At 60.7% G+C, this 22,344-nt stretch carries 17 protein-coding genes; 15 read left to right on the top strand and 2 right to left on the bottom strand.

Going from position 1 to position 22,344, the window contains the following annotated elements:
- The first annotated feature begins 27 nt into the window (after positions 1 to 27).
- The 7 genes from C5L12_RS25215 (at position 28) to C5L12_RS25185 (ending at position 9,239) form a co-directional block, all read left to right on the top strand.
- Entirely contained in the window at positions 28 to 1,977 is a 1,950-nt protein-coding gene (locus C5L12_RS25215) for an ABC transporter substrate-binding protein (protein WP_105374803.1), read from the top strand.
- Positions 1,978 to 2,099: 122 nt separating this feature from the next.
- Positions 2,100 to 3,086 carry an ABC transporter permease gene (locus tag C5L12_RS25210; protein WP_105374802.1) on the top strand — a complete coding sequence of 329 codons (987 nt, stop codon included), beginning with the start codon at positions 2,100 to 2,102 and terminating at the stop codon, positions 3,084 to 3,086.
- A gap of 12 nt (positions 3,087 to 3,098) precedes the next feature.
- Positions 3,099 to 4,220 carry an ABC transporter permease gene (locus tag C5L12_RS25205; protein ID WP_105374801.1) on the top strand — a complete coding sequence of 374 codons (1,122 nt, stop codon included), beginning with the start codon at positions 3,099 to 3,101 and terminating at the stop codon, positions 4,218 to 4,220.
- 7 nt (positions 4,221 to 4,227) lie between these two features.
- Positions 4,228 to 5,970, top strand: a complete 1,743-nt coding sequence (locus C5L12_RS25200; RefSeq protein ID WP_170109132.1) for an ABC transporter ATP-binding protein — start codon at positions 4,228 to 4,230, stop codon at positions 5,968 to 5,970.
- Complete coding sequence (locus C5L12_RS25195) at positions 5,967 to 7,178, top strand: mandelate racemase/muconate lactonizing enzyme family protein (RefSeq protein WP_105374800.1); 1,212 nt, start codon at positions 5,967 to 5,969, stop codon at positions 7,176 to 7,178. The genes C5L12_RS25200 and C5L12_RS25195 overlap by 4 nt, the downstream gene beginning before the upstream one ends.
- A 14-nt stretch (positions 7,179 to 7,192) precedes the next feature.
- Positions 7,193 to 8,380: a galactarate dehydratase gene (locus C5L12_RS25190; RefSeq protein WP_105374799.1), complete on the top strand. Its 1,188-nt coding sequence runs from the start codon at positions 7,193 to 7,195 to the stop codon at positions 8,378 to 8,380.
- Positions 8,381 to 8,441: 61 nt separating this feature from the next.
- Positions 8,442 to 9,239: an aldose epimerase family protein gene (locus C5L12_RS25185; RefSeq protein ID WP_165924274.1), complete on the top strand. Its 798-nt coding sequence runs from the start codon at positions 8,442 to 8,444 to the stop codon at positions 9,237 to 9,239.
- Between the two features lie 23 nt (positions 9,240 to 9,262).
- On the opposite strand, the gene ftsH is transcribed toward C5L12_RS25185, so the two are convergent.
- Complete coding sequence (gene ftsH, locus C5L12_RS25180; RefSeq protein WP_205839381.1) at positions 9,263 to 11,098, bottom strand: ATP-dependent zinc metalloprotease FtsH; 1,836 nt, start codon at positions 11,096 to 11,098, stop codon at positions 9,263 to 9,265.
- Positions 11,099 to 11,310: 212 nt separating this feature from the next.
- Between ftsH and C5L12_RS25175 the strand changes: the two genes are divergently transcribed.
- Positions 11,311 to 12,372, top strand: a complete 1,062-nt coding sequence (locus C5L12_RS25175) for an AI-2E family transporter (RefSeq protein ID WP_105374797.1) — start codon at positions 11,311 to 11,313, stop codon at positions 12,370 to 12,372.
- Between the two features lie 74 nt (positions 12,373 to 12,446).
- Here C5L12_RS25175 and C5L12_RS25170 read toward each other — a convergent pair whose 3' ends face one another.
- Positions 12,447 to 13,856: a helix-turn-helix domain-containing protein gene (locus C5L12_RS25170; RefSeq protein WP_105374796.1), complete on the bottom strand. Its 1,410-nt coding sequence runs from the start codon at positions 13,854 to 13,856 to the stop codon at positions 12,447 to 12,449.
- 116 nt (positions 13,857 to 13,972) lie between these two features.
- Between C5L12_RS25170 and C5L12_RS25165 the strand changes: the two genes are divergently transcribed.
- From C5L12_RS25165 to C5L12_RS25135, 7 genes are all read left to right on the top strand, one after another.
- Positions 13,973 to 15,505 carry an acyl-CoA carboxylase subunit beta gene (locus C5L12_RS25165; protein WP_105374795.1) on the top strand — a complete coding sequence of 511 codons (1,533 nt, stop codon included), beginning with the start codon at positions 13,973 to 13,975 and terminating at the stop codon, positions 15,503 to 15,505.
- Positions 15,506 to 15,596: 91 nt separating this feature from the next.
- A complete protein-coding gene (yghU, locus tag C5L12_RS25160) occupies positions 15,597 to 16,502 on the top strand; it encodes a glutathione-dependent disulfide-bond oxidoreductase (RefSeq protein ID WP_105374794.1) in 906 nt (301 codons plus the stop codon).
- Between the two features lie 10 nt (positions 16,503 to 16,512).
- Positions 16,513 to 16,890, top strand: a complete 378-nt coding sequence (locus C5L12_RS25155; protein ID WP_105374793.1) for a hypothetical protein — start codon at positions 16,513 to 16,515, stop codon at positions 16,888 to 16,890.
- 20 nt (positions 16,891 to 16,910) lie between these two features.
- Complete coding sequence (locus tag C5L12_RS25150; protein ID WP_245423022.1) at positions 16,911 to 17,321, top strand: hypothetical protein; 411 nt, start codon at positions 16,911 to 16,913, stop codon at positions 17,319 to 17,321.
- A gap of 2 nt (positions 17,322 to 17,323) precedes the next feature.
- The gene (locus tag C5L12_RS25145; protein ID WP_105374792.1) at positions 17,324 to 19,327 is read left to right on the top strand and encodes an acetyl-CoA carboxylase biotin carboxylase subunit; all 2,004 of its coding nucleotides are present in this window, start codon (positions 17,324 to 17,326) and stop codon (positions 19,325 to 19,327) included.
- A gap of 72 nt (positions 19,328 to 19,399) precedes the next feature.
- Positions 19,400 to 21,535, top strand: coding sequence for a methylmalonyl-CoA mutase (gene scpA, locus C5L12_RS25140; RefSeq protein WP_105374791.1), 2,136 nt, complete (start codon positions 19,400 to 19,402; stop codon positions 21,533 to 21,535).
- Between the two features lie 33 nt (positions 21,536 to 21,568).
- On the top strand, positions 21,569 to 22,344 hold a 776-nt coding region (locus C5L12_RS25135; protein WP_205839380.1), incomplete at its 3' end, for an alkaline phosphatase D family protein.

Raw genomic sequence — 22,344 nt, 5'->3', positions numbered from 1 at the left:
GCTCGGTATGGATTGGGAGGAGATCAGATGCACGACGACAATTTCATTTCTGCCGGTGTGACCCGCCGGACATTCCTGGCAGGCGTGGGTGGAGCTGTTGCTCTTTCCGTTGCCGGCACCGGCGCAAAGGCGGCAACCGGAAAAGAAGCGCCGCAACTGGCAGCGCTCGTAAAGGACGGCAAGCTGCCGCCGCTGGCCGAGCGCCTGCCGCAGAACCCGCTGGTGATAAAGCCGTTCGAGAAGATCGGCACCTACGGCGGCACGTTGCGGCGCGGTCTGCGCGGCTCATCCGACCACAATGGCATCCTGCGCATGGTCGGCAACCAGGGGCTCGTGCGCTGGAACATGGATTTCACCCAGGTCCTGCCCAATCTTGCCGAGAAATGGGAGGTCAGTGCTGACGCAACCCAGTTCACGTTCCATCTGCTGAAGGGTGCTAAGTGGTCCGATGGCCACCCCTTCACCGCCGATGATGTCGTCTTCGCCATTGAGGATGTGGTCAAAAACAAGGAGCTCTACAGCGCGACGCCGGCCCAGATTTCCGTTGCCGGCAAGCCGGTCACCGTCGAAAAGGTTGACGACTATACCGTCAAGTTCACTTTCGCCGCCGCGAACGCGCTCTATCTGGAAAACCTGGCTACCCCTCTTGGGCAGCATCCGACGCTCTTTGCCAAGCACTACTGCAGCAAGTTCCTGCCGAAATACAATCCGAACCTCGACGCCGACGTGAAGGCGGCGGGCGTATCGAGCTGGACGGAGCTTTTCCGCGCCAAATGCGGCGACATCGAAATTCCGTCGCGCTGGGGTAACGTCGACAAGCCGACGCTCGACCCCTGGATCGTCAAAGAAGCCTATTCCGGCGGCGCCACGCGGGTGCTCATGGTCCGCAATCCCTACTTCTGGCAGGTCGACACCGAGGGCAATCAGCTTCCTTATGTCGACGAGATCAACTTCGGCATTTCGCAGGACGTCGAGTCGCTGATGCTGAACGTCATCTCCGGCAAGATCGACATACAGGAGCGCCATATCAGCACGCTCGCCAACAAGCCTACTCTGTCGCAGAACATGCAGAAAGGCGACTACCGGCTACTGCAGCTCGTCCCGTCCGCGGCGCAGCAGTGCCAGCTCTACCTGAACATGACCCACAAGGACCCGGCGATGCGAAAGATGTTCGCTGACAAGTCCTTCCGTCAGGCTCTCTCGATCGGCATCAACCGGCAGGAGATCATCGACATCATCTATTTCGGCCAGAGCGAAGGTTATCAGACCGGCCCGCGCCCTGGGCATCCCTGGCATCACGAGAAGCTGGGGCGGCAGTTTACGGAATACGATCCCGACAAGGCCAATGCCATGCTGGACAAGGCTGGCTTCGACAAGAAGAACGGCAGCGGCATTCGGTTGCGCCCGGACGGTCAGCCTGTCTTCTTCGCGGTCGACGTTATTCCGACGCTCTACCCGGACCTGGTCGACGTGCTGGAGCTTGTGAAGGCCCATTGGGCGCAAATCGGCATTGACATGAAGGTCAATACCATCGAGCGGGCGCTCTACTACACCCGCGGCGACGACAATGCCCATGACGCGCAGGTCTGGCCAGGTCCCGGCGGCCTCGACCCGATGCTTGACCCGCGTGATTACTTTGCCTTCCATCCGCAGGGTTCGCGTTACGCAATTCCGTGGACGCTCTGGTATACGTCCAACGGCCAGAAGGGCGAGGAACCTCCGGAAAGCCAGAAGAAGCGCATGAAGCTTTTCGACGAGGCGCGGTCAACGGCCGATCTCGACAAGCGCGGCGCGATCATGAAGCAGATCTTCGACCTCGCGGCGGAAGATTTCGAGACCATCGGCGTCTGCCTTGCGGTCGGCGGCTTCGGCGTCATTCGCAACAACCTGCGCAATGTGCCGGAAAAGCAGCCCGATAGCTGGTCATGGCCAAATCCCGGTCCTGCCCTCCCGCAGCAGTTCACCTTCACGAGCTGATTTGCCTCGTCGGTGCCGCCGACTCGCTGCGGCGGCACTTTCTCCCAGTCCCGTTGCAAGACCTTGGGCGAGCCTTACGGTTCGCAGCGGCGCGTCATGCAACCCGAATTGCGAGCATTTCCATGCTGAAATTCATCGTCAAACGACTCTTCTGGATGATCCCATCACTGTTCGCGGTGAGTTTTCTCGCCTTCGTGCTGATCCAGCTCCCGCCGGGCGACTTCGTCACCACCTATATTGCCACCCTCGCGTCGTCCAACGAGGTGGTCGACCAGAACACCGCCGCACAGCTGCGTGAGCGTTTCGGCCTCGATCAGCCGATGCTGGTACAGTATCTCAAGTGGGTCTGGGGCATTGTCACGCATGGCGATTTCGGCATCTCGTTTGAATGGCAGCAGCCGGTCTCGGGACTGATCTGGGAGCGCATGGCGCTTACGCTCGTGCTTGCTCTCGCAAGCCTGATCGCCACCTGGGCTCTCGCCTTGCCGATCGGCGTCTATTCCGCCGTCAAAAAATATTCGATCGGTGACTATGCTTTCACGGCCTTCACCTTTTTCGGACTCTCCATCCCATCCTTCCTGCTGGCGCTGGTGTTGATGTATGTCGCCGCGGTCGAGTTCGGGCAGGATGTCGGGGGCCTTTTCTCCTCGCAATACGAGACTGCGCCATGGAGCATCGGCAAGATGTACGACCTGCTGACGCATTTGTGGCTGCCGGTGGCGATCCTGGCCGTGTCCTCGACCGCCAGCCTCATCCGCGTGATGCGCGCCAACATGCTGGATGAGCTGCCGAAGCCCTACGTGACAACCGCACGCGCGAAGGGCCTCTCGGAATTCCGGCTACTGGTGAAATATCCGCTCCGGATCGCGCTTAACCCGTTCATCTCGACCATTGCCTGGCTTCTGCCGAACCTCATTTCCGGCTCAGTGGTCGTGGCGATCGTGCTCAACCTGCCGACGGCGGCGCCGCTGCTGCTGCAGTCGCTGATGGCGCAGGACATGTATCTCGCCGGTGCCTTCGTGCTCCTGATCTGTGCGCTCACGCTGATTGGCTCCCTCATCAGCGACATCCTGCTGGCGCTGGTCGATCCGCGCATTCGGCTGGAATAGGAGGCTGCTGAAATGGTCGACGTCTCAATAGCCAACCTTCGTCCCGAGCGCGCCGCAGTCGCCTCGCAATGGCAGCTCATCTGGTGGGCGTTCAAGCGGCACAGGCTTGCGATGGCCGCTCTGTTCGTGACGCTGGCTTTATATATCGTGGCCCTTGTTCCCGGTTTCTTCGCCATAAACGATCCCACCGTCCAGAATGCGCGGGCGACATTTCATCCACCGCAGCGGATCCACCTTATCGACAATTCCAACGGCTTCGAATTCGGTCTGCATTATTTCCCGCTGAAGCTCACCCGTGATCCGGAAACGCTGGCCGCCATCTATGTGGAAGATACGGCAAAAAAGATACCGATCGCGTTCTTTGGTCGCGGTTACACCTATTCGGTCCTCGGCCTGTTTCAGACCGACATCCACCTCATCGCAAGTACCGATAAAGCGCGTCCGCTCTTCCTGTTCGGTGCCGACCGCCTCGGGCGCGATGTCTACAGTCGCGTGGTGCAGGGCGCGCAAGTATCCCTCTCCATCGGCCTCGTCGGCGTGTTCCTGTCCTTGGCTCTCGGCATCGTGCTCGGCGGCATTTCGGGTTATTACGGTGGCCGCATCGACTTCGTCATGCAGCGGGTGATCGACTTTGTTCTTTCGCTTCCGACAATCCCGATCTGGCTCGCCTTGGCTGCGGCGTTGCCGCAAGGCTGGCCGGCGACGCTGCAATACATGATGATCACCATCATATTGTCCTTCACCGGTTGGGCTCAGCTTGCCCGCGTGGTGCGAGGGCGGTTCCTGTCGCTCAGGACGGAGGAGTTTGTGGCGGCTGCGCGTCTGGATGGGGTGTCAGAGGGGAGGATCATCTTCCGTCACATGCTCCCGAGCTTTTCAAGCCACATCATCGCCTCCATGACGCTTGCCGTGCCGGCGATGATCCTTGCGGAAACCTCGCTGTCTTTCCTGGGTCTCGGCCTCCAGCCGCCGACGATCTCCTGGGGCGTGCTTCTGCGCGAGGCGCAGAACATTCGCTCGATCGCCACGGCGCCCTGGCTCTTCCTGCCGGGGCTTGCTGTCGTCATTGCCGTCATGGCGCTCAATCTTTTCGGCGACGGCCTTCGCGACGCTGCCGATCCCTATAACAAGTGAGGCGCCGATGACCGATATCCTGTCCATCGCACCCCGTCCTGCAATGACGACCAACAAGCCGCTGCTTGAGGTCCGCAATCTGGTAACGGAGTTCCCGCTCCGAACCGGCATCTTCCGTGCCGTCGACGACCTCTCATTTTCCATCGAGCAGGGCAAGACGCTCTGCGTCGTCGGCGAAAGCGGCTCGGGCAAGTCGGTAACGGCACGCTCGATCCTGCAGATCATCGATTCGCCCGGTCGTATCGCGTCGGGATCGATCCTGCTTCATCAGCCTGATGGTACCTCGCTCGATCTTGCCAAGCTCGATCCGCGCGGCCGGGCGATCCGCTCTGTCCGCGGGCGTGACATCGCCATGATCTTTCAGGAGCCGATGTCCTCTCTTTCGCCGGTGCACACAGTGGGGGACCAGATCACCGAGGCTCTGCGTCTGCACCTCAAGATGAGCAAGGCCGAGGCAAGGACGGAAGCGATCTCGCTACTGCGCCAGGTGGAAATTCCCAATCCCGAAAAAGCGATAGACCGCTATGCATTCCAATATTCAGGCGGCATGCGGCAACGCGCGATGATCGCCATGGCGCTGGCCTGCAAACCGCAGCTGCTCATTGCCGACGAACCGACCACCGCGCTTGACGTGACCACCCAGGCGGAAATCCTCGACCTAATTTCGCGGCTCCAGAAGGCCCATGGCATGGCCGTGCTGTTCATCACCCACGACATGGGGGTCGTTGCCCAGATTGCCGACGATGTCCTCGTCATGCACCACGGCGTCGCGAAGGAATACGGGCCGGTCGAACAGATATTCCATTCCCCCCAGGATCCATACACGCGCATGCTGATCGGCTCGGTCCTGAAGCTGGAGCAGAAGGCGGAAATCCGGCTCGCGCGGCCGCCGCTCGATACGACCGCTGCCCCGCTTCTCGAGATTCGCAACCTCTCCATGCATTTCGGAGAGATGAAGGCGCTGGACGACGTTTCGATTTCCCTTCTTCCGGGGGAAACGCTCGGCATCGTCGGGGAAAGCGGCTCGGGAAAGACCACCATGGGGCGGTCGATCATGCGGCTCTACGATCCCACCGCCGGCGAAATGCACTACCGCCGCGCCGATGGCACCGTCATGGACCTCGCCAAAATCGGTGGCGGCGAGCTGAAGGCGGCAAGGCGTGAGCTGCGCATGGTCTTTCAGGATCCGTTCGGATCGCTCAATCCGCGCATGACCGTCTCCCAGGTTATCGGCGAACCACTGCTCGTCAATGGTATAGCGAGAGGCAAGGCTCTGGACGAGCGGGTCTGCCACCTGATGGAGCAGGTCGGCCTCGATCCGAGCACACGCGAGCGTTACCCGCACGCCTTTTCCGGCGGCCAGCGCCAGCGTATCGGCATTGCCCGTGCGATCACGCTCAACCCACGCATCATCGTGGCCGACGAGGCGACCTCGGCGCTCGACGTTTCCGTGCGCTTCCAGGTCCTCGATCTCCTGATGCGGCTGCAGGATGAACTAGGCCTCGCCTATATCTTCATCAGCCACGACATCGGTGTCATCCGCTATATGTGCGATCGGGTCGGCGTGATGTATCGCGGCAAGCTCGTCGAGGTGGGCGAGGCGGACAAGGTCTGCAATGCCCCTGATCATCCCTATACGCAGGCGCTCATCTCGGCCATTCCACGGCCTGACCCGCGTGACCGCGACCACTCCAGGCGCTTCCGCTACACCGAGCCAAGTGCTGCAAAAAACGGTAGTTCTGCGCGATGAAGATCACCGGAATCCGAACCTTTCTGATGCAGACAGGTGCGCCGGATATCGGCAAGCGGCAGACGGCGCCGCCCTCCAGGGCGGAGCAGCCCTTTGCCGGAACCCGCAACTGGCTGTTCCTGAAGATCGAAACGGATGAGGGCATTACCGGCATCGGAGAATGCTCCGGCTGGCCGCGTGTGGTCGAGACCGCGATCAAGGACCTGACGCCGCTTTTGATCGGCGAGGATCCGGTTCATACCGAGAAGATCTGGCAGAAGATGGCGGTCGCCATGATGGGCCATGGCATGCTCGGCACTGTCGGCGGCGGCGCCATGACGGGTATCGACATGGCGTTGTGGGACATCAAGGGTAAGGCTCTGGGCGTTCCTGTCTGGATGTTGCTCGGTGGGAAAGTTCGCGACCGTATACCGATCTATTCGCATGCCAATACGGCCGAGCTTGCGCTCAAGCTCAAGGACCGGGGTATCAAGACGATCAAATGCGGCGGGGTGACCGACCCGTTGCGCAAAGTCGCCACGCTGCGCGAAGCCGTCGGCGACGAAATGGATATCGCGATCGACTTGCATGGTCCGCCCTGGATGACGCCGGCCGATGCCTGCCGCTTGGTTCGGGCGTTGGAGCCCTATGAGCTTTTCTGGGTCGAGGATCCGATCGCGCCTGAAAACCTCGAAGGCTATCGCCGCATCCGCGATGCCGCCCATGTTCCGCTTGCTGCTGGCGAGCGCATGGCCACGATTTTCGGCGAGCGGCAGCTGATCGAGGAGGAGCTGGTGGACATCATCCAGCCCGATACCGGGCGGGCAGGCGGCATAACCCAGATGAAGAAGATCGCCGCGATGGCGGAGGCCCATCATATTCAGATGGCGCCGCATTCCGGCTCGCTTGGGCCTGTTGCGGAATATGCCGCATTGCACCTCTTGGCTTCGATCCCGAACGCACTGATGCTTGAACGCCTTGATGACGATTGGGAAGGGCGCAAGCACACGATCGTCCCGCACCCCGTGCAAGAGGGTGGGTCGATCGCGGTGCCGGATGCACCGGGGCTCGGATGCGACATAGATGAAGAATTTGTCGCGCGCTTCCCCAGCGAAGGCAATGTGGCAATCCCGGTGACGGAAAGCTCCGGATCCTACAATCCGGGCACCTATGGCGAACATCTATACGTACAGGCACGCCTTTCCCGCCGCTCCTATTTCAATCGGTAAGGAACATTAAGACAATGAAAATTGACCGCATGCGGGTTTTCATGACTCGCGACAAGGATCGCCCGCGCGTTATCGTGGGCCTCGATACCGACGATGGCCTGACCGGCTGGGGCGAATGTTACAATCATGGCCCCGACAAGGCGCTGCCGCCGCTGCTGGACTATCTCTACGGTTTCATCGCCGGACAGGATCCAACCCGGGTGGATTTCCTCGTTAACCTGATGATCCAGCAAAGCCGCTTCCCGCCCGGTGCAATGGGCCTGGCGGCGATTTCCGGGTTAGATCATTGCCTCTGGGATCTCGCCGCCAAGGCTGCCGGCGTGCCGGTCTACAAGCTGCTTGGCGGCGAGGTGCGTGATCGGATCAAGGTTTATGCAGGGGTCTATACCGCGCCAGATGCGCCGGCTGCGCGCGACGAGCTCGACCGCCTGAACGCGGGATGGGGCTTCACCGCCTTCAAACTCAGCCCGTGGCGGATCGACATGCACTCCAATCGCTGGGGCAATGTCGTCAAAGCGTCCGCGGACTATTTCCGCCAGCTCCGCGAAACCATTCGTGATGACTACGAGATAGCCTTCGACGCGCATGCGAAGATCTACGAGCCGGCCGCTGCCCGCCAGCTTGGCAATGCGCTCGCTCCCTACGATCCCCTTTTCTTCGAAGAACCGCTCCGCCCGGAAAACATGGAAGCCTGGGGAGATCTGAAGCAGGGTCTGAACTGCACTCTCGCGACCGGCGAGTCGCTCTACAGCCGCTACGAATTCCTGCGGCTCCTGCAGGTTAAGGGCGCCGATCTGATCCAGCCGGATATCTGCGTGGTCGGCGGTCTGTCTGAGATGCGGCGGATCGCGACGCTGGCGGAAGCCTTCTACGTGGGCGTGGCTCCGCACAATCCGATGGGCCCGCTCGCCACTGCCGTCAATGTGCATTTCTCCGCTGCGCAGCAGAACTTCAAGATTCTCGAATACCGATTGCCCACGGGTCAGGCTTACGTCTATGGTGGGACCGAGGTCGAGAAACGTGAAGATACGACGCGCTACGTGGTCGACCCTTACCTGCCGAAGGACGGTTATCTCGAGCTGAGACCGGACCGTGCGGGTTGGGGGGTCGAGATGGATGAAAAGGCCATGCAGGAGGACGGTTACGTCCATTGGCAGCGGCGTGTGCCGAAGCGGCCGGACGGGTCCTATGCCTTCGCCTGATTGGCTCAAAATCCGAGGTGGACCGATCGAGGCCCGCTTCCTGCCGGAAAATGGAGGGCGGATGACGCATCTCGTCCATGACCGGCTCGGCAGTATCCTGGTCCCGACGGCGAGTGCGGAGTTCGATCCGCTGAACTGGCCGAAGGCCGGCGCATACCCGCTCTTCCCCTATCACAATCGGCTGATCGGCGCAGCTTTCGAACATGAAGGAAAGCGCTACCGGGTTCCGCCGCATCCGTTGCTGGTTCCGGATGCCCAGCACGGTCCCGCCCACCGCCGGCCATGGCATGTCGTATCCCACCAAAGTGACGGGATCGAACTCGCCCTCGATTATACTGCCGACGCCGACTGGCCTTTCGATTTCCGTGCCGTGCAACGCTTTACCCTTGCGGCGGATCGCCTGGACATTGAGTTATCTCTCACGAACACGGGGCAAACTTCGATGCCGGGCGGCTTCGGTTGGCATCCTTATTTCGCAGCCGGTTTCAAGCAGGCGGCGTCATCCGATGCCAAAAAAATCTGGCCCTTAAGCGCGGCGGGCATTCCCGGCGGCGCACCGCCGATCCTACGAGAGGACAAGCATTTCCCGGAGGAAGGCTTCACTATATTCCTTTCGGAATGGCACCATGCCACCGCCGCCTTGAACGATGGAGCGCGCGTCAGACTGGCCGCAGACCCGGCTCTGCCGCATCTCGTGGTGCATCGTATGCCTGCTTACCTCTGCATGGAGCCGGTGTCGCATGTCGCGGGTGTGTTCGGTTTCCCGCCCGAATTGCGAACCGCCGCTGGCCTTCTTGTCCTGCAGTCGGGTGAGGGGCGGTCGGCTCGTCTGTCCATCGAGATCACGGCCGCCGGCTGATCCGTTTTGGCCGGATCGGGGCATCAGACTGTGACAGAGCTGTCTGCCGGCGCTTTGAGCAGCGGCACCAGATCCTCCTCGCCGAGCGTTTCCTTTTCGAGCAGGAGTCGCGCCGAGGTTTCGAGCGTATTTCTGCGCTCCTTAAGAAGAGCCACCGCCCGATCGAATGTTGCGTCTACGATCCGGCGTACTTCATCGTCCACCGCTGCGGCCGTCTCGTCGGAATATTCGTGCTCCTGCGGCCCATAATAGGGTTGGTCTGTCGCGAGAAAGGAGCGGCGATCCTTTTCCAGTGCCACATGCCCGAGCTTTTCCGTCATGCCGTAACGGGTCACCATGGCGCGGGCAATGTCGGTGACCTTTACCAGATCGTCGGCAGCGCCCGTCGAGAGATGGCCGTAGACGAGCCATTCCGCGGCACGACCGCCGAGCAGCACCGCCATCTTGTTTTCGAGCTCATCCCTGGTCATCAGGAAACGGTCCTCGGTGGGGCGCTGAATCGTATAGCCGAGTGCGCCGACGCCGCGTGGGATGATGGAGACCTTGTGGACCGGGTCGACCCCCGGCAGCGCCATAGCCACCAGCGCATGGCCCATCTCGTGGTAGGCGACGATCTCGCGCTCTTTGGGATTGAGCAGCCGGTTGCGCTTCTCAAGCCCCGCCACGATGCGCTCGATTGCATTGTTGAAGTCCTCCATGGCGACCGCATCCGCCTTGCGGCGGGTGGCGAGCAGCGTCGCTTCGTTCACCAGATTGGCGAGGTCGGCGCCGGTAAAGCCGGGCGTAAGGGCTGCGATCTGTTCGACGTTTACCTCCGGTGCCAGTTTGGCCCTCTTCAGATGGACGTTGAGGATCTGGATGCGGCCCCCTTTGTCGGGGCGGTCGACCAACACCTGGCGGTCGAAGCGCCCTGCTCGGAGAAGAGCAGGGTCGAGAATTTCGGGACGATTGGTTGCTGCAAGCAGCACCAGGCCGGTCGAGGAGTCGAAACCGTCAAGCTCCACCAGAAGCTGGTTGAGCGTCTGCTCCTTCTCGTCATGGCCGCCCGCCATCGGGCCGATGCCGCGGGCACGACCCAGCGCATCGAGTTCGTCAATGAAGATGATAGCCGGCGCCTTGGCGCGCGCCTGATCGAAAAGGTCGCGGACACGTGCGGCACCGACGCCCACGAACATTTCCACAAATTCAGAACCGGAGATTGAGAAGAAGGGAGCGCCCGCTTCGCCCGCCACCGCCCTCGCGAGCAGTGTCTTGCCCGTCCCGGGTGGGCCGACCAGCAGCACGCCTTTCGGCATCCGCCCACCGAGTCGCCCGTAGGCGACCGGATCCTTCAGGAAGTCGACGATTTCCTTCAATTCATCCTTGGCTTCGTCGACGCCGGCCACGTCCTTGAAGGTCACCCCGGTGTCCGACTGCACGTAAACCTTGGCCTTGCTCTTGCCGATCTGCATCAGCCCTCCGCCCAGGCCGCCGCCTGCCCGCTTCAACATGAACATCCAGACGCCGAAAAAGAGCGCAACCGGGATGATCCATGACAACAGGTCGCGCAGGAAGGTGCTCTGGATTTGGCCGGTTACCACCACGCCATGCTGCTGGAGCTGCCGGGCGAGGTCCGGTTGAACGCGTGTGGTGATGAAATAGGGACGTTCGTTTTGCGGCTCCTTATAGCGCCCCTGGATATATTGGTCCGATACGGCGACTTCGGCGATCTTGCCATCCTGCAAATCCGTCTCGAACTGGCTGTAGGGTATCTGAGCGACCTGGGTTGCCGTCGTGAAGAAGTATTGAAACACCATGAGTCCGAAGAAGGCGGCAACCCAGTACCAGACGTTGAACTGCGTCTTCTTGTTGATCGGCATGCGGCTCTCCCGGTGCGAAGGTATGGCTCTTGCGGTTGCGCTGACACGAATAATCTATGTCGCGGGCGCGGCTTTATCCATAAGGGCGTCAAGCATGCCTGTTCTTGGCATCGGCAGCGCAGCAAGGTGGCAGGAATTCCGGATCGGCCGCATCGACGCAAAAATATCTGTGCTACGATCCGGCAACGACCGTCCGAAACGAAAGAGATTGCATGCCTGTCCAGCGTATCAGCTTCTATGTGCTCCTCGTGCTTGTGAGCCTGGCTTTCGTCGCCGTCGTACTGCCTTTCTATTCCGCGATATTCTGGGCTGTGGTCCTTGCGATCATATTTTTCCCGCTGCATGCGAAACTGGAAGCGGGATTGGGAGGGCGCCATCCAAATATTGCGGCGGGGCTGTCCGTCCTGGTCTGCGTTTGCCTCGTCATCATACCCGGCCTGATCATTCTCAGTTCCCTTATCCAGCAAGGCAACAATCTCTACCAGCGGATCGACAACGGCGAGATTGATGTCCGGCGGCTTCTCCAGCAACTTCAGGACGCTCTGCCCATCTTCCTGCAGGATCGAATCCGGACGTTGGAGCTCACGGGTTTCGCCGAGTTGCGGGACCGTGTGTCCGGCGCGCTCATGCAGGGTGGCAGCTTTTTTGCCGGTCGTGCCTTGAGCCTGGGGCAGAACACGCTGCAATTCTTCGTGGCTTTCGGCGTTATGCTCTATCTGCTGTTCTTTTTGTTCCGGGATGGCCGTTCGCTAGCCCGCGCCGTCCGGACTGCGCTGCCGTTGAGCGAGGCGCATACGCGGCGGTTCAGCGCCAAATTCACCTCCGTCATCCGGGCGACGGTCCGGGGAAATGTTATCATCGCGCTCATCCAGGGAACGATCGGCGGCATTGCCTTCTGGGCGTTGGGGGTAGAGCCCGCGCTGCTTTGGGGCGTGGTGATGAGCTTCCTGTCCCTGCTCCCCGCCGTCGGCGCGGCGCTGGTCTGGATACCGACGGCGATCTACCTCGCTCTTGCGGGATTTTGGCTTAAAGCTGTCATTCTCGTCGCGATCGGCGTGCTGGTCATCGGTTTGGTCGACAATTTCCTGCGCCCACCCTTGGTAGGGAAAGAAACCAAGCTGCCGGACTATGTCGTGCTGATTTCAACCATCGGCGGCATTTCACTGATCGGGATCAACGGTTTCGTGATTGGGCCTTTGATTGCGGCTCTCTTCATCGCGGCCTGGGGCATTCTCGTGGAAGAGCAGGGTCAATCGAGCGCTGAAGAGAGCTGAATCCAAAACGCAGCGCCTGACTTTCGTCGAAGCGAGCCCGTTGCCCCTGAGCTCATGAGGCCGCGTCTTGGCCGCTACACGAGTTTGTAAGGCGTGATCTCGCGCAGGTTGTGGTCCACCGAAATCTTGCGGCGGAAGGGCGGCACAGCTCTGCTTGTGCAGTTCGGCCGCTCGCAGATGCGGCAGGATATGCCGATGGAATCGAAGCCTGCACGATCGGTCAGGTTCAGGCCGTCCGCATAGACGAAGGCTTCCGCGTAGGAAATCTCGCAGCCAAGCGCCAGCGCAAAAACCGGCTGGTGCGTTCTGAAGCCGCCGATGCCTTTGCTCACCTGCGTGGCCAGACATAGATAGCGAACCCCGTCCGGCGTTTCGGCAAGCTGGCGGATAATGCGTCCCGGCGCTTCGAACGCCTGATGGGCGTTCCAGAGCGGACAGGCCGCGCCGAACCGTGCGAATTGCAGCTTGGTGGCGCTATGCCGCTTGGTGATATTGCCGGCCCGGTCGATGCGGGCAAAAAAGATAGGCACGCCCTTGAGACCGGGCCGCTGGAGGGTGGAAAGCCGGTGACACACCTGTTCGAGCGATGCGCCGAAACGCGCCGCCAGAAGCTCGATGTCGTGCCGGAGCTCCCGCGCCGCCTTCAGGAAGGCCTGATAGGGCATCAAAAGCGCGCCTGCGAAATAATTGTGAAGGCCAATGCGACAGATATCCACCGCTTGCTCGGTCCGGAAACCGGCATTGCGGGCGATCGTGTCGGCGAGCGCGCCGGCATGAAGCTGAGCAATCTCCACCGCCGCCTGAAAGACGCGCGTCTGGGCAGGCGCATAGGGATTCAAGGTCAGCACACAGGAACTCGGTTCGTATTGTCGGATGGTGTCGGCGACCAGTGGCCCAAGCACCACACGCACGCCGAACTGCTTTTCCAGGTAATTCGTCAAAATTGGATAGCTGTCTGCAGACGGCAGGCCGAGATCGAATGCCAGCTTCTCCGCGGCGGTGTCGATGTCGTGAAGGTAATTGTCCACGAAATGGAAAAAATCCCGCACTTCGTCATAGGGTGTGGTTTCGGCTGCCGCCGCCCGCCCCAGTCTGTCGTCCATACTGGCCAGTTGCTCGCCGCTGCGCCGATACGCCTGATGACAGGTGATCAACGCATGTGCCAGCCCCGGCGCATTCTGGGTCACCAGCTTCAGTTCCTGAACGCTCGGCGCATAAGCCTCGAACAGCGGGTCGGACAACGCCTCGGCGAGCGCCGAGAGGAGCCGGTCCGTCTCGCCGGTCGACAGTTCGGCGATGTCGAGCTGGAACTTGTCTGCGAGCGCCAGAAGCACGGCGGCCGAAACCGGCCGCTGGTTGTTCTCGATCTGGTTAAGATAGCTGGTGGAGATGCCGATGCGCTCGGCGAACTGACTCTGCGTGGCATTGCTCGCCGCCCGCAGTTCCCTTACCTTCCGGCCTATGAAGAGCTTTCCGATTGCCATGTTCGCAGATTCGCAATTTTAGCTTTGCGATTTTATAATTTCACAACGACACGCGTTCAATGGTTTTCTGAAGCACGCAGACGGAATAGGGAAAGTTAAAGCATCCGGGAGTGATCATGCGCGCGGTATTGGGTGAGGTTGAGAGGCGTCGGGCGGAAGCAAGGCTCGGTGGAGGTGAAAGGCGTATCGAGGCACAGCATACCAAGGGCAAGCTGACGGCCCGTGAGCGCATCGAGGTGTTGCTCGACGAAGGCTCCTTCGAAGAGTTCGACATGTATGTCACCCACCGGGCTGTGGATTTCGGCATGGCCGAACAGAAGGTTGCAGGTGATGGTGTCGTCACCGGCTGGGGCACGATCAACGGCAGGCAGGTGTATGTCTTCTCGCAGGATTTCACCGTCCTCGGCGGCTCACTCTCCGAAACGCATGCCCAGAAGATATGCAAGATCATGGACATGGCAGTCCGCGTCGGGGCGCCGGTGATCGGCCTCAACGACAGTGGCGGTGCCCGCATTCAGGAAGGCGTATCTTCGCTTGCCGGTTACGCGGAGGTCTTTCGCCGCAATGCCGAGGTCTCCGGTGTCATCCCGCAGATTTCGGTCATCATGGGTCCCTGCGCCGGTGGGGCGGTTTATTCGCCCGCCATGACCGACTTTATTTTCATGGTGCGCGATAGTTCCTACATGTTCGTCACAGGCCCGGATGTTGTGAAGACGGTCACCAACGAAATCGTCACGGCCGAAGAGCTCGGAGGCGCCGGCACCCATACGAAAAAATCGTCGGTCGCCGATGCAGCCTTCGAAAACGACATCGAAGCCTTGGAAGCGGTCCGGCAGCTGTTTGATTTCCTGCCCCTGAATAACCGCGAAAAACCGCCGGTCCGTCCCTTCCACGACGATCCGGCCCGCCTCGAAAACCGGCTGGACAGCCTCATTCCGGATAGCGCCGCCAAGCCCTACGACATGAAGGAGCTGATCCTGGCGGTCGCCGACGAGGGCGATTTCTTCGAGATCCAGGAGGCCTTTGCCCGGAACATCATCACCGGCTTCGTCCGAATCGAGGGCCAGACGGTCGGTGTCGTTGCCAACCAGCCGATGGTGCTCGCAGGCTGCCTGGATATCGACAGTTCGCGCAAGGCCGCTCGTTTCGTGCGCTTCTGCGATGCTTTCTCGATCCCGATCCTGACGCTCGTCGACGTGCCGGGTTTCCTGCCCGGCGTGGCGCAGGAGTACGGCGGCGTCATCAAGCACGGCGCCAAGCTGCTGTTTGCCTATTCGGAGGCGACCGTGCCGATGGTGACGCTGATCACCCGCAAGGCCTATGGCGGCGCCTACGACGTGATGGCGTCCAAACATATCGGGGCCGATATCAACTATGCCTGGCCGACTGCCGAAATCGCGGTGATGGGAGCCAAGGGCGCGACCGAAATCCTTTACCGTTCCGAACTTGGCGACCCGGAGAAGATTGCGGCACGCACGAAGGAATACGAGGAGCGTTTCGCCAACCCGTTCGTCGCGGCCGAGCGCGGCTTCATCGATGAGGTGATCATGCCGCATTCGTCTCGCCGCCGCATCGCCCGCGCCTTTGCCTCGCTGCGCAACAAGCAGGTGACGACGCACTGGAAAAAGCACGACACAATCCCGCTCTGACGGGGGCGGAAAAGCATTGAGGCAGTGCCTATATTGACCGCGTAGCGCTCGCCAGACTGCGAGACCCGTTAGAGAACAAGGATCGATTTTCATGTCCGAAAAATCCCCCGCCGACAATTTTCCCGCCGGCTACGAGCCTTCGAAAGTATGGACTTGGGAAAAGGGCAATGGCGGCCAGTTCGCCAATATCAACCGTCCGATTGCCGGCCCGACACACGAAAAGGTCCTGCCGGTCGGAGAGCACCCGCTGCAGCTTTATTCGCTCGGCACCCCGAACGGCGTGAAGGTCACCATCATGCTGGAGGAGTTGCTGGCCGCCGGTCACAAGGGCGCCGAATATGATGCCTGGCTCATCAAGATCGGTGAGGGGGATCAATTCGGTTCAGGTTTCGTCGAGGTGAACCCAAACTCCAAAATTCCGGCTCTCATGGACCATGCGCCGAAGAGTGGCGGCGAACCTCTTCGAGTTTTTGAATCGGCCTCCATCCTCGTTTATCTGGCGGAAAAATTCGGCGCCTTCCTGCCAACCGACCCGCGGACGCGCACCGAGACATTAAACTGGCTGTTCTGGCAGATGGGCTCTGCGCCCTTTTTAGGCGGCGGGTTCGGCCATTTCTATGCCTATGCCCCGATGAAGATCAAATATGCGATCGACCGATATGCCATGGAGGTCAAGCGCCAGATGGACGTGCTGAACAGGCATTTGGCGAACAACGAATTCATGGCGGGCAGCGAATACACAATCGCCGACATGGCAATCTGGCCCTGGTACGGGCGGCTCGCCCTGAAGGACGCTTATAACGATGCGGGCGATTTTCTGTCTGTGGATGAATACGAGCATGTGCAGCGCTGGACAAAACAGATAGATCGGCGCCCCGCAGTCCGCCGAGGCCGTATGGTCAACCGGACATCGGGTGATCCGTCCGAACAGCTGCATGAACGCCACGATGCCTCCGACTTCGACACGAAGACGCAGGACAAGATCGCGATAGCCTGAGGAGAGCGGAATGGCCAACCTGCCCGACATGACGAAACACCGGGGCTTCCCGTCCGGCATGCCGGGCACCGGCATCCAGTTCACCATCCGCCGCGCCAATCCAAAAGGGGTGACGCCGATCAAGGCCTTGCCCCGCCGCGGCCGTCCCGGCACGGCGGAGCATCGGGTCGACGCGGCCTTCCTGCATGCGCTCTGGCATCATTTCGGTCCCGAACCCTTCGAACGCGGCAATCTCGACGCCGCTCGCCTCAACCTTCTCTTTGGCCGGGAAGTGGTGGCGGCGGAGAAGGATTTCGATCCGCTCTCCTATGAAGCTCTGCTGCAGATCAACGAGAAGGTCGCGCGTCAGAATTTTCCGGAATCCTTCGAAGATGTATTCGAAGTGTAAGACCGTTGGGGAAAGGGCCCATGTTTCAACGTGATCTGCATATGGCGAGGTTGCCGGATCCCATTCGCTGGCTGAGGCGGTGGGCTGACGGGGAGCGTGCTCGATCGGGATCCATCCACAACAGTCGCAAGCCAAAGATGACCCCGGAGGAAGCACGGAAGGATCACTGGCAGATGCTGCGCTTCCTCGCGCTTCACGCGCTGGTGGGGGTGACGATCGGCGCGGCCGTCGGCATCGGCCTCGTCCTCCTCGATATCGGCGGGCTTGGAAAGCTATTGTCGCGGGCGTCCAATCCCGTCCTCTCCTTGCTCCTGGTGATCGTGCCGTTCGCGTCGCTCTTTGGCGGTGCCGCGGCCGCCTCAGCGATCTTCACCCTTCCCTATGACACCAAGTATCGCGACGAAGACGATCATCGCGAAGGCGAGTCCTGATCATGTTCAATAAAATCCTCATCGCCAATCGCGGCGAGATCGCCTGCCGGGTCATCAAGACGGCAAAGAAAATGGGCATCAAGACGGTCGCCGTCTATTCCGATGCCGATCGCGATGCCCTGCATGTGCGGATGGCCCACGAGGCGGTGCATATCGGTCCGGCGCCTTCGTCCCAATCCTATATCGTCATCGATAACATCCTCGCCGCAATCAGGCAGACCGGTGCCGATGCCGTGCATCCGGGCTATGGGTTCCTCTCGGAAAATCCGGCGTTCGCGGAAGCTTTGGAAAAGGCTGGCATCGTCTTTATCGGTCCGCCCGTTGGGGCGATTCAGGCGATGGGCGACAAGATAACATCCAAAAAGCTGGCAGCCGAAGCTGGCGTCTCGACGGTACCTGGTCATATGGGCCTGATCGAAGACGCCGACGAGGCGGTGAGGATTGCTTCATCCATCGGCTATCCCGTGATGATCAAGGCGTCGGCGGGCGGTGGCGGCAAGGGCATGCGCATCGCCTGGAACGACATGGAGGCTCGCGAAGGCTTTCAGTCCTCGAAAAACGAAGCAAAAAGCTCCTTCGGCGACGACCGCATCTTCATCGAGAAATTTGTCACCGAGCCTCGTCATATCGAAATCCAGGTGCTTGGCGACAAACACGGCAATGTTCTCTACCTCGGCGAGCGCGAATGCTCGATCCAGCGGCGCAACCAGAAGGTCATCGAGGAGGCGCCGTCGCCATTCCTCGACGAGGAGACGCGGCGGGCGATGGGCGAGCAGGCCGTCGCGCTTTCGAAGGCGGTCGGTTATTTTTCCGCCGGCACGGTCGAGTTCATTGTCGACGCCAGCCGCAATTTCTATTTCCTCGAGATGAACACCCGATTGCAGGTGGAGCATCCAGTCACAGAATTGATCACCGGCATCGATCTTGTCGAGCAGATGATCCGCGTCGCCGCCGGTGAAAAGCTCTCGTTCAGCCAGGATGATGTCAAGCTCAACGGCTGGGCGATCGAAAGCCGGCTATATGCCGAGGACCCTTATCGCAGCTTCCTGCCCTCGATCGGGCGGCTGAGCCGTTACCGCCCGCCTCGCGAAGGCAGACATGACAACGGCACCGTGGTCCGCAATGACACCGGCGTGTATGAGGGTGGCGAAATTTCCATGTATTACGACCCGATGATCGCCAAGCTCTGCACCTGGGCACCGGACCGGTTGACGGCCATAGACGCCATGGGTGCCGCGCTGGATGACTTCGAGGTGGAAGGCATCGGCCATAACTTGCCCTTCCTCTCGGCGGTGATGGGGCAGGAGCGTTTTCGCTCCGGTCGGTTGACGACCGCCTATATAGCCGAAGAGTTCCCTGAAGGATTTTCCGGGGTGTTGCCGAATCAAGCGGCGGCGCGCAAGCTTGTCGCCATTGCCGTCCTCGTCAATCAGGCTCTTCAGGAGCGCGCCGTTGAGATTTCCGGCACCATCGGCAACCATCGCCGTGTCGTAGGCAAGGAATGGGTGGCGACGCTGGCCGGTTTCGAAGAGGCAGTTACCCTCGAAGCTACGCTTGACGGAACATCCGTCGTCTTCGCCGATGGGAGGCGGATGTCGGTCGCAAGTGGCTGGCTGCCGGGGCAGAGCCACGCTGTTTTCCATATCGACGGTGAGGGAATGGGCGTAAAGGTCAATCTTGTCGGATCGGCAATCCGGTTGCGCTGGCGTGGTATGGATGTGACGGCGCGGGTTCGATCGCCGCGCGTGGCCGAGCTTGCCCGCCTGATGCCGAAGAAAGCTCCGCCGGACACTTCGAAAATGCTGCTTTGCCCCATGCCCGGCGTGATCACCTTGGTGGCGGTGAAGGCAGGGGATCACGTCGAGGCGGGTCAGACGCTCGCCACAGTCGAGGCGATGAAGATGGAGAACGTCCTGAAGGCTGAGCGAAAGGGTGTCGTGAAGCGAGTAGCTGCGGCTCCGGGGCAGAGCCTGGCGGTCGACGAGCTGATCCTGGAATTCGAGTAGCTCTTTCAGTTGAGGGCGCCTGACATATATCCGACGCAGGCGCGAGCGCTTTGCGGTAGTGAGGTTCGAACGATGTCCGAAAAGACCGTGAAAGATTGGGAAGCTCTGGCGGAAAAAGAGCTGAAGGCACCGCCGGAAACGCTCCTCTGGCACACCCCGGAGGGCATCGATGTCAAGCCGCTATACACGGACGAAGATCTTCAGGGCGTCAATCATCTCGGTTCGCTGCCGGGTTTCAAGCCTTTCGTACGTGGGCCACGTGCCACCATGTATGCCGGAAGGCCCTGGACCATCCGCCAATATGCCGGTTTCTCGACGGCCGAAGCCTCCAACGCCTTCTATCGCCGCAATCTGGCCGCCGGTCAGAAGGGTCTTTCGGTCGCTTTCGATCTTGCCACTCATCGCGGCTACGACTCCGACCATCCCCGCGTGGAGGGCGACGTCGGCAAGGCGGGGGTGGCGATCGATAGCGTAGAGGACATGAAGATCCTCTTCGACGGAATTCCGTTGAAGGAAATGTCCGTCTCCATGACCATGAACGGCGCCGTCATCCCCATCCTCGCCTCCTTCATCGTCGCGGGCGAGGAGCAGGGCTGTTCGAGGGCCGAGCTTTCCGGAACCATTCAGAACGACATCCTGAAGGAGTTCATGGTCCGCAATACCTATATTTATCCCCCCGAGCCTTCCATGCGGATCGTCGCCGACATTATTGAATTTACGGCGAAGGAAATGCCGCGGTTCAATTCGATTTCGATATCCGGCTATCATATGCAGGAGGCAGGCGCGACCCTGGTGCAGGAATTGGCCTTCACACTCGCCGACGGCCGCGAATACGCTCGTGCAGCGCTTGCAAAGGGCCTGAACGTCGATGAGTTTGCGGGGCGTCTTTCCTTCTTTTTCGCGATCGGCATGAATTTCTTCATGGAGGCGGCAAAGCTGCGTGCGGCACGCCTGCTCTGGTCCAGCATCATGGAAGAATTCAAGCCCCAAAAGGCGTCGTCGCTGATGCTACGCACTCATTGCCAGACCTCCGGTGTCTCGCTGCAGGAGCAGGATCCATATAACAACGTTATCCGCACCGCCTACGAGGCCCTCTCGGCCGTTCTCGGCGGCACGCAGTCGCTGCACACCAATGCGCTCGACGAGGCTATGGCGCTTCCGACGGACTTTTCCGCCCGCATTGCCCGCAATACCCAGCTCATCCTGCAGCACGAGACCGGCGTCACCAAGGTGGTCGATCCTTTGGCGGGCTCCTATTATGTCGAAAGCCTCACCAATGAATTGGCGGAAAAGGCCTGGGCGCTGATTGAGGAGGTGGAGGCGATGGGGGGCATGACGAAAGCCGTCGCCGAAGGCTTACCGAAGCGGCTGATCGAAGAGGCTGCCACCCGGCGCCAGGCTGCAGTGGACCGTGGCGAGGAGATTATCGTCGGGGTCAACAAGTACCGGCTCGAGAACGAGGACGAGCTGGATATCCTGGCGATCGACAACACCGCAGTCCGGAAGGCTCAGATCAAGCGGCTGGAAGAGGTACGCCGCCAGCGTGATCCGGCGCAAGTCGAGCAGACACTGAATGCCCTTTCGGAAGTTGCCCGTTCCGGTCACGGCAACCTGCTCGCCGCTGCGGTCGAGGCGGCGCGGGCCCGTGCCACGGTGGGAGAAATCTCCGATGCGATGCGCAAGGCCTTCGGTGACCATTCCGCCGTGCCGGAAGTGGTCGGCGATATCTATGGCCCCGCCTACGAGGACGATCCGGAATATAAGACCCTTACCGCGCGCCTTGCCGGTTACGCCAAAAGATCCGGCACGCCGAAGATCATGGTCGCCAAGCTTGGCCAGGATGGTCATGACCGTGGCGCCAAGGTAATAGCTTCCGCCTTCGGGGACATAGGCTTCGACGTGCTCGCCGGCCCGCTGTTCCAGACGCCCGAAGAGGCTGCCGAGCTTGCGATCAAGGAAAAGGTGCAGGTGGTCGGCATGTCTTCGCTTGCCGCCGGCCACAGGACGCTGGCGCCGCAGCTCGTGAAGGCGCTGAAACAGAACGGTGCCGAAAACATCATCGTTGTCGTCGGAGGTGTGGTCCCCCGACAGGACTACGACTATCTGATGGAACATGGCGTCTCGGCGGTATTCGGTCCCGGCACCAATGTTCTCGATGCTGCGAACTCCATCCTCGACCTGCTCGAAGGCAAGCGGCGCAATATCTAGGCAGGGAACGCCGGGCGCTGGAAGGACTAATCTATGCCGCGCATTGATCGGCGAAGCCTCCTGGCATGCGGACTTGCGGCTGCGGCCATCTGGCGACCGCTCGGGCGGGCACGTGCGGCAAGTTTTAAGGCTGATCCGTTTTCTCTGGGCGTCGCCTCCGGCTCGCCGCGGGCGAACAGTGTCGTCATCTGGACGCGACTGATTCTGGAAGATACGTCTGCGATCACTTCCGCCGATCCTTTTGCCCCTGCTCCGAAGCGGGTGGCGGAACCGATGGACATCGAGTGGATGGTCGCCGAGGACGAGACGTTCTCGAAAACGGTCCAGTCCGGTCTTTTTCGCGCCGTGCCGGAATTCGCGCATTCGGTGCATGTGGAAGTGAAGGGCCTTGAGCCCGGCCGCTGGTATTTCTACCGCTTCCGCTCCGGCAATGCGACAAGTCCGGTCGGGCGCACCCGAACTGCGCCGGAAGGCGGAGACGCTTTCCGTTTCGCTTTCGCTTCCTGCCAGCAATACGAGCAGGGTTTCTACAGCGCCTACGGTGAGATGGTCAGGAGCGACCTCGATCTCGTCGTGCACCTCGGCGACTACATCTACGAACGAAGCTACGGTACCGAGCTTGTCCGCCGGCATGGAACCGGTGTGCCTTCGCTTCTCTACGAATTCCGTGATCGCTACGCGTTATACAAGTCGGACCCGCAATTGCAGGCAGCGCATGCCGCTTTCCCTTGGCTCACCATCTGGGACGATCACGAGGTCAGCAATAATTATGCGAGCGATCGCGCGCCGGATGCTCCGAACCCGGCGGA

This window comes from Neorhizobium huautlense, assembly GCF_002968575.1.
GTDB classification, from domain to species: Bacteria; Pseudomonadota; Alphaproteobacteria; order Rhizobiales; family Rhizobiaceae; genus Neorhizobium; species Neorhizobium huautlense.
The sequence above is the reverse complement of the archived record's forward strand: the minus strand, read 5'-3'. Positions and strand labels throughout refer to the sequence as shown.

Excerpts from the sequence above, each read along its gene's own strand:
- C5L12_RS25175 (WP_105374797.1), top strand. The coding sequence starts at position 11,311 with ATGCCTGTCCAGCGTATCAGCTTCTATGTGCTCCTCGTGCTTGTGAGC.
- C5L12_RS25190 (WP_105374799.1), top strand. The coding sequence starts at position 7,193 with ATGAAAATTGACCGCATGCGGGTTTTCATGACTCGCGACAAGGATCGC.
- C5L12_RS25195 (WP_105374800.1), top strand. The coding sequence starts at position 5,967 with ATGAAGATCACCGGAATCCGAACCTTTCTGATGCAGACAGGTGCGCCG.
- C5L12_RS25205 (WP_105374801.1), top strand. The coding sequence starts at position 3,099 with ATGGTCGACGTCTCAATAGCCAACCTTCGTCCCGAGCGCGCCGCAGTC.
- C5L12_RS25170 (WP_105374796.1), bottom strand. The coding sequence starts at position 13,856 with ATGGCAATCGGAAAGCTCTTCATAGGCCGGAAGGTAAGGGAACTGCGG.
- C5L12_RS25165 (WP_105374795.1), top strand. The coding sequence starts at position 13,973 with ATGCGCGCGGTATTGGGTGAGGTTGAGAGGCGTCGGGCGGAAGCAAGG.
- C5L12_RS25155 (WP_105374793.1), top strand. The coding sequence starts at position 16,513 with ATGGCCAACCTGCCCGACATGACGAAACACCGGGGCTTCCCGTCCGGC.
- C5L12_RS25150 (WP_245423022.1), top strand. The coding sequence starts at position 16,911 with ATGTTTCAACGTGATCTGCATATGGCGAGGTTGCCGGATCCCATTCGC.
- C5L12_RS25200 (WP_170109132.1), top strand. The coding sequence starts at position 4,228 with ATGACCGATATCCTGTCCATCGCACCCCGTCCTGCAATGACGACCAAC.
- yghU (WP_105374794.1), top strand. The coding sequence starts at position 15,597 with ATGTCCGAAAAATCCCCCGCCGACAATTTTCCCGCCGGCTACGAGCCT.
- C5L12_RS25145 (WP_105374792.1), top strand. The coding sequence starts at position 17,324 with ATGTTCAATAAAATCCTCATCGCCAATCGCGGCGAGATCGCCTGCCGG.
- C5L12_RS25210 (WP_105374802.1), top strand. The coding sequence starts at position 2,100 with ATGCTGAAATTCATCGTCAAACGACTCTTCTGGATGATCCCATCACTG.
- ftsH (WP_205839381.1), bottom strand. The coding sequence starts at position 11,098 with ATGCCGATCAACAAGAAGACGCAGTTCAACGTCTGGTACTGGGTTGCC.
- scpA (WP_105374791.1), top strand. The coding sequence starts at position 19,400 with ATGTCCGAAAAGACCGTGAAAGATTGGGAAGCTCTGGCGGAAAAAGAG.
- C5L12_RS25215 (WP_105374803.1), top strand. The coding sequence starts at position 28 with ATGCACGACGACAATTTCATTTCTGCCGGTGTGACCCGCCGGACATTC.
- C5L12_RS25185 (WP_165924274.1), top strand. The coding sequence starts at position 8,442 with ATGACGCATCTCGTCCATGACCGGCTCGGCAGTATCCTGGTCCCGACG.